The organism is Bartonella sp. AP57NXGY (genome assembly GCF_042195805.1).
Taxonomy (GTDB): Bacteria; Pseudomonadota; Alphaproteobacteria; order Rhizobiales; family Rhizobiaceae; genus Bartonella.
On sequence record NZ_JBHIOZ010000108.1, the window covers coordinates 1 to 4,145 of the forward strand.

Sequence of the window (4,145 nt, forward strand, 5' to 3'; positions counted from 1 at the left end):
ACTTGGATGCAGAATGTCTTTAAGCGTGGGGGTGCAGATGCGTATAACATGTATGACACAGGGATGGGTGGTAATGTGTATGGGGGACCTCGTGTAGCGCCGTTAAGTGATCAAACGCGCTATGGAATTGGTGGTCTTGGAAGTATTCCTCATCATTATCAAAATCGCTCTTTGATGAATACAATCTATAATCCAACGTCGGCAGCCATGAATCTTCGACATATGGCCTCTGGTGGTATGATGGGAGAAAATTCGTATTTCAAACAAGCACTTCAAGAAGCATTAGATGATTCAGACACTCAAATTAACAGATATTTCTCAGGGATTGGTCGTTATGCAACTCCTGATCACAGAGAGGAAGTGCGGAAAGGAAGAGATTCTATATACGCTCGTGCTATGTTAGAGCAATATAATCGTGATGCGGACCGCATGATGCAAGCCAATGCCATGATAGACCAAGCCAATCAAAATCAGTTGGGAGCCTCAAATAACTTCTTACAGGGTTATGGGAATGCCTATTCCAATGCCATACAAGGGGGAGGTGTGCTTGATGCCCACAATCAACGCCTTGTTGATGCCAATAGAGAACGTTGGCTGGAACAAGACAATAGCGGCTGGAATAGGTTGAATATGCTTATGAACGCCGGTCATGGCTTCGCAAGAAATTACGGCACGACGACGAATAATGTGTCAGAATCTAAGATGCATGGTAACGACCCTTGGCAGAATGCTATGATGGTGCTTTTTGGATTAAAGAAGGCTGCGGAAAAGGCAGCAAATGCTGCCGTTTAGTTTGAATAATCTTAGAAAAAATAAATAGTTAAAGGGAAAGTAATGGTTTTTATAGATTTTGACCCGAGAGATAGACGTTTCATATCCAAACTAGAAAAAGATCTACACGAACGCAGACTAGAAAAAGATCTACTACAATCAATAGCGAATCAACGAAAGGACAAACATAAATTACCAGTTTTTCTTAATGCGATTTCTATGAATGATCCATATAAGATAGGCTCTTTTTCTCCTTCTCCAATAGGTTCTATTCGTCCTTCTGAGATAGATAATGAGGGGAATAAACCCTCTCCGATTCCACAATCAGAAACTCCTCCTCAGTTAGAGACTTCTCCACCTATTTCAACAAAACCAGTTCCATTGCAAGAACAGCCTCCTGAACCAAATCTTAGTTTTTGGGATAAATTTTCTCGTTTTTCACAGTCTGATGTTAGTAAAAATATTGATGATTTTCTTATGGGTGCGATAACGGCTAGTCCAAATTCATCTGGATGGCAACTTTTTGCCAAGGGGCTGAAGAACTTGCATGAAGGAGATAAACAAAGAGGACAGGTTAACCAGACTGTCGAGTATCTAAAATCTAAAGGGTACAGTGAGGAAGAGGCGCGGTTCATAGCTGGAAATAGAGATGCGTTGAATGCTTTTCTATTACAAAAAGTGAACGGTGGAAATAGGAATTCCCAATTTACCAATGACGGTAGGATGCTTGTGGAAGATCCGAATGCACCAGGTGGATATAGATATATTATGGTTGAAGGTGGTAAATCGTATGAGGAAGCTGAACGTGCAAAAGCTCTATATGCAAATAATATAGTACGGAAAAGTATTTTATTGAAAGATCTCACATATCTTGATGAGTACCTTAAGGAAAAAGGTGGGTATGCAACAGGTCTGATTGCTTGGATTAAAAGCATTGTTCCTGGATTGAAAGAAAATGGTGCAGATAAAGTCGTGAAATCAATTAAGGAACGTATAGCAAGTGATCGTATAGACGAACTGAAGCAATTATCAAGGACAGGAGCGGTAGGACTTGGAAATGTCAGTGATAAAGATCTTGACATGCTAAAGCATTCTTTAGGTGAACTAAGCATTGATATGAATGTAGAATTATTTACGCGGAATCTGAATCAAATAAGAGATGTTATTTCAAGACTATCGCCTGAAGCAAAAGCCTATTTACTAGGTGAAGATGCTAGTCGCTCCTCTGCTAATCAGTCATCACAAGGAGGCAGTGCAAATATACCTCGGATGAGTATGCAAGAAGCTGCTAAAAGAAATGATATTACTGAATTTACAGATATTGAGACTGGTGAGCATATGAGGAAGGTAAAATTGTAATGAATACGTCTCGATCTAGATATGTAACATTAGAGGATGGAACACGTTATCGTTTTGATGTTATTGATAATAATTCTCAAAATAATGCGTCTCGATCTAGATATGTGACCTTAGAAGATGGAACACGCTATCGCTTTGATGTTCTCAATGATGCCTCCAACTTTGAAGAAACAACATCACCCCAACATCCCGAAATCACGCAAAGTGAAGCTTTTTGGAACTCTTTAAAGCATGGATTGAGTTTTAATTTAGATGATGAGATTGCGGGGATTACAGCGGCAGGACGTGATTCTGATGATCAGTGGGCAATAAGTGCTTTTTTGAATGGGCTTTACAACTATTGGACTGGAGATAAGAAAACCATAGAAAAATATGAGAAAGAAGCCAATAGAATACGTGATTATTATCGTAGGATGAGTGATCAACATTATTGGACTTCTTTTGCTGGAAATGCTTTAGGGTCGGCAATCCCTTCCCTTGCGACTTTAGGGGGAGGACTGTTAGCCTCAGGAGCACGCCTTGTAGCGCCTACACTTGCAAGGAATGTGGCGGGGTCAAAATTAGGTCAAGCCTTTTTGAAAACTGGTCAGTCACTACCAAGTCGATTTGCAAGCCCGTTTTTAGGCATCACGAACAAAACAACATTACCTCATTTGCTTAAAGTAGGTGCAGCATCTGGTGCATTACATGGCGCAGGAGAAGGCGAAGGACTTTTAAATACACTTCAAACCACGGCATCTGGTGGAACTTTAGGAATGGGCGGGGCATTGGCTGGAAATCTTGTAGGCAGTATGCTTGGTTCTACTTTTGGTGGAATACGAAGACTTTTTTCTCCTTCTCATACGAAAGAAGGTGTTTCAAAAGATACGTTAAGAGCAATCAGTAAACATTTAGGCAATGAAGCTTCTGAAGAGCTAGGAGAATCTTTTAAAAAAGCAGTTCCTACCGATTACGTAGCTGATCATAGTCCTTTTTTACAAGATCTTGTTTTTGATATCGCGAAAAGAAACCAAGGGGCTTATCTTGATTTAACCAAGAGAGCTAAACAGAGAGCGCTGGGAGGAGGGGAGCGTATTCATCAAGCTGCTGATGAACACTTTGTTCCTCGTCAAAATGTTACAGGTTTAAAAGATGATCTTATCGCGATTAGGAAAGCAGAACCACATACTCTTTACGAAATAGCTCAAAAAACACCAATAGGAGAACAGCATTATGGTGCTCTTAATGAATTAATGAAGCGTCCATACTTCAAACAGGCTTATAAAGGAGGGCTACAGGAATTCACGAGTGGTGGCAAAGAAGTCAGTTCGTTTTCTTCTGAAAAATTTAATCTCCTTAAAGAAAAACCCAACATGGGAGTTCTCCATGAAACGAAGGTGAAACTTGGTCTTATGAGAGATGAAGCCGAGAAGATAGGAGATAATAGTAAAGTTCATACCTTAGTTGGCATTCAGAAAAAGTTATTAGAGCTTATGGATGATATATCGCCTAAATATAAGAAGGCACGATCATTGTATCATCAATATAGTTCACGTTTAGATGCCATGGATGAAGGTTCCAAAATCCTTAGCAAGTCGGTTAATAAGGATGAATTCAGTAAAATCTTTGATGAATTACCAAAGGCACAACAAGAATACTTTAAAAAGGGCTCAAGAGCAGAACTTTTACAAGGTATGGGTCAAACAAAAGATGAAGTATCCAAGGCAAAGGAGATTTTTGGTACGAATGATCTGTATAAACGATTTGCAAAGATTTATGGAGCCGATAAAGCTTCTGCGGTCAAGAAGGTTATCGAAAAAGAAGCCGATTATGCAGATTTTTATAATAGAATACCAGGTCGTGTAGCGGATGAAAAGATATCATTTAGGCATAACGTCAATATGCCAACGGGTAAACATGATGCAGCTGTACAATTAGCAAAAGCTGCTGGGAAGGCTGCTTGGATTCCTTTCAAAGAGGCGGCGTTTAGAGAGCGTCAACGGATTGAAAAGGATGTTGTCAAATTGTTAACAGGG

General features: G+C 39.9%; 3 protein-coding genes. All 3 read left to right on the forward strand.

Translation table 11 applies throughout. The annotated features are described in order from the left end of the window. Positions 1-792, forward strand: a 792-nt coding sequence (locus ACFIL8_RS07955) for a hypothetical protein (RefSeq protein ID WP_375682175.1), incomplete at its 5' end; no start/stop codon positions are given. A 198-nt stretch (positions 793-990) separates the two neighbouring features. Beyond that, the gene (locus tag ACFIL8_RS07960) at positions 991-2,130 is read left to right on the forward strand and encodes a hypothetical protein (protein ID WP_375682176.1); all 1,140 of its coding nucleotides are present in this window, start codon (positions 991-993) and stop codon (positions 2,128-2,130) included. Further along, a partial coding sequence (locus ACFIL8_RS07965) for a hypothetical protein (protein WP_375689369.1) occupies positions 2,130-4,145 on the forward strand: 2,016 nt, incomplete at its 3' end. The genes ACFIL8_RS07960 and ACFIL8_RS07965, both read left to right, overlap by 1 nt.

Bases quoted from the DNA above. Each gene is read 5' to 3' on its own strand.
- ACFIL8_RS07960 (WP_375682176.1), top strand. From the start codon at position 991: ATGAATGATCCATATAAGATAGGCTCTTTTTCTCCTTCTCCAATAGGT.